The organism is Kaarinaea lacus, from assembly GCF_975902315.1.
The window spans coordinates 1-5,008 of the sequence record NZ_CDLKIE010000226.1; the positions used below are offsets into that span (position 1 = coordinate 1).

Here is a 5,008-nt window from a genome sequence, read left to right on the forward strand (position 1 = left end):
GTTATCCCGTGCCCGCCATAGGATGCAAGGAAATCGTCAGAGAAGCCCCAGCATCAGTCAATGAGCTGAGGTTTCAAATTATTCAGTTTGTTGGGCGCAGCCCTTTCCGCGGGCGGGACGCTGACAAACCAGCGTTGGTATACCTAAGCATAACGACATTCAAAACAGTAAATCAACCGTAGTTTAGACCTGGATCAAGTTTAATTTGTAAATTCACCTGATTAGATCTTGCTCAATTTTAATTTTGCTATAGAATAAAAATTATCCAATAACACTGGCAGCATGGATTATTGAGGCATTAGAACAAATAACCATGTACGAAAAATATTACCATCTCGATTCCGATCCCTTTGCGCTGAGCCCGGACCCGCGTTTTAGTTATCTGCACCCCAGCTACAAAAAAGCCAAAACTTATATCAAATTTGCCCTGGAACGCGGCGAAGGTTTTCTGTTGATTACCGGTAAACCGGGCACTGGCAAAACGACCCTGGTAAAAGAAATGCTGAGTGATCTGGATAAAACGAGGTTTAAGGTGAGCACCCTGGTGACTACGCAACTGGAGGCCGATGATTTATTACGATACGTTGCATATTCCTATGATCTACCCGTTGAAAATGCGAATAAGGCAACGGTCATCCAGCGCCTTAAAAATTACCTGATAGACAGGCGGCGTCGAGAACAACACACCATTTTAATCGTTGATGAAGCACAGGACCTGTCCAAAGGGGCTCTGGAAGAATTGCGATTGTTAACAAATTTTGAAATGGACTATATTCCTTTGTTACAGATTTTTCTGGTGGGCCAGCCACAGTTGTTTGATTTGCTGGGATCCAGTTCCATGGAACAATTGCGCCAACGAATTACCGTTGCCACTGCCATGCAACCGCTCTCTGTCAATGAAATTGAAAACTATATCGAGTGTCGATTGACTGTTGCTGGCTGGCAACATGACCCGGAAATCAATCGCAATGTTTACCCGTTAATTTATGAAAACACTGACGGCATCCCAAGGCGGGTTAACCAGATATGCAGCCGGCTACTTTTACACGGCTTCGTGGAAGACAAGCATGAGTTGGGGATTGAGGATATCGAGGACGTAATAAAGGAATTAAACGAAGAACAAATTTCTTTGTCACACACAGTGTTGAAATCAGAAAACGAATTCGAGAAACAATACATAAGCCTTTCTCCCGTTAACTCCAAGAAAGAGTTGCACTAGGAGTTTCTTCCCATCATTTGGGATTACGCGCCATTCACAGGCTTAACGTGATCCGGCAGCAATCAACACCTTTATCGTTGCAATCAGTTTTTCGGCTTGCTGCAGTTCCACCGCCGTTAAAACTCTGGCAACACTATCCCGAAATTCAAGACACTGAGATTTATTACTTTTAACAGGACAGGAGTCACCAGCAATTTCATACCAGGCATAGGATTGAATAAAATTCCTTTCCACACCTAAGCCGGTTGCGTAATGTCTGGCCAGGTTATACTGGGCTTCGGAATCCCCTTGCGCTGCAGCACGTTGTAGCCATTTCACGGCCTCACCCAGGTTTTGCTGAACATTAATCCCGGTACGAAACAAATTGCCCAGTTTGGCTTGCGCGGTAGCCAATCCCCCTTCTGCTGCACGCGTCAACCACAGCACTGCTTCCGAACGGTCTTCATAAACGCCAAATCCATTTAGATAAGTGTGATAAAGATTATATTGTGCTTTGGCATTGCCGGCTTCAGCTGCTTTTGTGTTCCAGTCAAGTGCTTCAAAAAAGTTTTGATCAACACCGCTGCCAAAAAGATACATGTATCCCAGGTTTGCCTGAGCTTCCAAATGTCCTTTTTCCGCCGCTATTCGAAACCACCTCAAAGCTTCTTTCTCATTTTTGGGCGTATCAAGTCCGTTCAGGTGCGCCTCCCCAACTTTGTTTTGGGCTTCAAGACTACCGTTGTTGGCTTCAGCCAGATAGGTCTTAAAAGACTTTTGATTCTGGATCCTGCTAAGCACTGCATTGACAGATTCCAGGCCTGCAAATGAAGGCAATGAAATTGATAAATAGAGTAAAAACAAACCTGTGCAAAGGACGCGCTTTCTCATTCCTGCTCCGTGAAACTTTATAAACGAAATATCCGTTACGGTTGCATTGCGTATGCATCCGTTATGTATGTATCGCCTGAAAATGTATATAGATTAGCGAATGAAAACCCGACTTATCGCTAGCCAGGTATAAAAACATCAAGAAAACAACCAGTTGCTTTTAACCCAACAGCAACATATTCATTTATGATAACTATATTAAGTATTAAGTTGGAAGCAATTGACCTGACGACCAGCGAACCATAATCCAGGCATAAATGGATCTATTTTTTCTGATTATCTCTTGGTAACCAGTTAGTTAGTAGCTTACTGACCAAATTAGTTCCAACTGGCACATAAAACATTTTATAGGGATTGAATAACAGCAGATTGGTATTGGGCATGGGGAAATTCACGCCTGCATGGATTAACTCTATGGCGTGTAATTTAAATATTCGATCGAGAATGGTGTGGGTAGCAATCACAGACACAACTTTATCAATATCGATTGCGACTAGTTGTCGTCTGAATATACCACTCTGAATACAAATACGTTCAGTGGTAATCACAAACCAGTAATTTTTAACCCTCAACCAGGCAATGCACAATAGCGTTAAAATGATTAGCGGAGTGATCGATCCAAGCAGGATAATCACGCGTTGGGTGCTTAAAATAATTTTTGGTGGATCAGGTTCATCGTCTTGTTGCGCACCTTTTTGATGATTGTTAAGTGCATCTCCCGTTTCCGGCTGAGACATTTCGATTTTTGTCTCTGACGGATAGTCAGGGTTCTCGGTATATAAAAATAAAGGGATACCCAGAACAACCGCAAAAACCAGAATTATCCCAAGGATGAAACCCGTAAAATGCAATAGCTGAACAGCGATACCCCGGCGGGAAGCACCACCCTGCCACAGCACTTTTTCTTCGTGGATCAGCTCTATATTATCCAGAAAATGTTGGTTTCCTAACGTTTCCACAACGCCTCAGTCGCACTGGCCCAGCTATTAATTGTTCACTAATTACACAAATTGACAATAATCAAGATGCGTAAGCTGTGCCAACCCTGAGTATGCTGCCGTAGGGCTAACGAATTTAGCCAGTATTCCGTGTCAAACAATAACTTACAGGCCCCTGAACCAAATGACTACGTAAGCGCATACGTATTTCTTGACCCTGTAGTATACTTTAGGGTTTAGAGTAATTCTAACGAGGTCAATAAAATAATGATATTAATGACAATTGGCCAGGTAGCGAAAGAAACGGGGGTTCGTGTCGAAACAATCCGGTTTTACGAAAAAGAAGGCTTAATTAAAGAACCGGAGCGTAACCCATCAGGTTACCGGCAATTTCCAGCTGAAATTGTTCAACGTGTGTTGTTTATTCAACGCGCGAAGGCGATCGGCTTTACCTTAAAAGAAATTAGCGACTTACTGTCGATACAGGAAAAGCCAAACGCTTGTTGTGGGGACGTTCTCGATAGAGCCGCCTCCAAAGTTGAACAAATTGAAGCAAAAATCAGCGAATTGCAACGTATGAAAGATACCTTGCAAGATTTAACAAATCAATGTGTCAGCCATAACCTGCTGGACGACTGTCCAATACTGGATGCTTTATATGCTGACTAGCGGCGTGCAGTCATTAATGATCGATTAAGTAAGACGTTGTAAAGTGGTAGCACAGTAGATTGTAGTAACAGAAGGTTGTAGTAGTAGTTGAAGTAGATGTGAAGGAGAGACTCTCCCCTCGGCCTTCACGATTCCTCATGCTTGTATACACAAGCAACCCAGGGACTTTAGCCTCTCTCCCTTCCTAAAGTCCCTTTTTTTATTTCTATAAAAAATTATTTCTATAAAAAATTATTTCTGTAAAAAATTATTCCTTTAAAAAAATTTAATTAGCGATCCATATACCCCATCACCAGGTCCGTGACGTTAGTACCCGTAGGTCCTGTCCTGATCAAATCAACACTGGCTTCAAACAGGGTCCCCGCATCAGCATTTTCCAGATAAATTCGTGGATCTGTACCACTCACCAGTTTTTGTTTAGCCCTGGCCAATGTATTGGCATCAATACACACGCCCGCGGCATCCATGACACCATCACCTCCATCGGTACCAGCGGCCAATAAACACCACTGTTTATTTCCCTGTAATTCTATCGCTGTGCTTAACGCCAGGCTTTGACAGCGCCCGCCCTTTCCAGGATCAATTGGTAACGTCATCGTCGTTTCACCACCCCATATATGCAGCACACCAGGATGGCACTGCATCACTTGCGCTATGTGTCGACCGCACTCAATAGCGTCACCCTGCAAATATTCAGCGTGGATATTGGTTACATAGCCTAGCGATACAGCGGTTTCGCCAGCTGCAGCAATCGCCTGTTGCAGGTTGGCGATAATGCGCCAATTAATGGTGTTAAAACATGGGTCATTAGTTTTTGGTATGGGTGGCGCCTTGTTCAGCATGCTTTGAACAAACCGGGGAAGTTTGTCATGATCAATTATTTTCAAGGAATCATCAGCGGGAACTAACAGGCCGGAGCCGATGACTGCAGGATTATCTCCCTGAACATCGGACATCAGCAATACCGTTGTAGTACGCCCGTCTGTGTGTCTTGCCAACCTACCGCCTTTAATACAGGAAACTTGTTGACGAATGGCATTCATCTCGGCGATGGGCAATCCACTTTGCAATAGCCAGTTATTGAGTTTTTCCAGGTTTTTTAGAGAAACAGACTCGGGTAAAACTTCAACCAGTGCTGATGCACCCCCTGAAATTAAAAACAGGAACCTGGCGTTTGCTGGTGCCGTATTGAGGTAAGATTGCAGTTGGCTACCCGCTTCCAGGCTTTTCTGGTCAGGTAAGGGATGCCCAGCCTCTATCACATGAACACCTGGTAGCCCTGGGGAACAATGTCCATGCTTGGTGATAACCA

6 protein-coding genes are annotated in these 5,008 nt (G+C 43.8%); 3 read left to right on the forward strand and 3 right to left on the reverse strand.

From position 1 onward, the window contains the following. Together ACWVCM_RS06705 and ACWVCM_RS06710 are read left to right on the forward strand one after the other, a co-directional pair. Nucleotides 1–182, forward strand: a 182-nt coding sequence (locus ACWVCM_RS06705) for a hypothetical protein (RefSeq protein ID WP_455200956.1), incomplete at its 5' end; no start/stop codon positions are given. Nucleotides 183–313: 131 nt separating this feature from the next. Then, nucleotides 314–1,219, forward strand: coding sequence for an ExeA family protein (locus ACWVCM_RS06710; protein WP_455200957.1), 906 nt, complete (start codon nt 314–316; stop codon nt 1,217–1,219). 42 nt (nt 1,220–1,261) lie between these two features. Here the strand turns inward: ACWVCM_RS06710 and ACWVCM_RS06715 are convergent, their stop codons facing one another. Together ACWVCM_RS06715 and ACWVCM_RS06720 are read right to left on the reverse strand one after the other, a co-directional pair. Beyond that, nucleotides 1,262–2,089, reverse strand: coding sequence for a tetratricopeptide repeat protein (locus ACWVCM_RS06715; RefSeq protein ID WP_455200958.1), 828 nt, complete (start codon nt 2,087–2,089; stop codon nt 1,262–1,264). A gap of 263 nt (nt 2,090–2,352) precedes the next feature. Continuing rightward, nucleotides 2,353–3,048: a PH domain-containing protein gene (locus tag ACWVCM_RS06720; protein WP_455200959.1), complete on the reverse strand. Its 696-nt coding sequence runs from the start codon at nt 3,046–3,048 to the stop codon at nt 2,353–2,355. Nucleotides 3,049–3,294: 246 nt separating this feature from the next. On the opposite strand from ACWVCM_RS06720, the gene ACWVCM_RS06725 reads away from it, so the two are divergent. Further along, nucleotides 3,295–3,696, forward strand: coding sequence for a heavy metal-responsive transcriptional regulator (locus tag ACWVCM_RS06725; RefSeq protein ID WP_455200960.1), 402 nt, complete (start codon nt 3,295–3,297; stop codon nt 3,694–3,696). A 269-nt stretch (nt 3,697–3,965) separates the two neighbouring features. On the opposite strand, the gene ACWVCM_RS06730 is transcribed toward ACWVCM_RS06725, so the two are convergent. Further along, nucleotides 3,966–5,008: glycerate kinase type-2 family protein (locus tag ACWVCM_RS06730; RefSeq protein ID WP_455200961.1), on the reverse strand; the 1,043-nt coding region annotated here is incomplete at its 5' end.

What these genes read in the sequence shown, in the direction of transcription:
- ACWVCM_RS06725 (WP_455200960.1), top strand. Translation starts at nt 3,295, where the DNA reads ATGATATTAATGACAATTGGCCAGGTAGCGAAAGAAACGGGGGTTCGT.
- ACWVCM_RS06710 (WP_455200957.1), top strand. Translation starts at nt 314, where the DNA reads ATGTACGAAAAATATTACCATCTCGATTCCGATCCCTTTGCGCTGAGC.
- ACWVCM_RS06715 (WP_455200958.1), bottom strand. Translation starts at nt 2,089, where the DNA reads ATGAGAAAGCGCGTCCTTTGCACAGGTTTGTTTTTACTCTATTTATCA.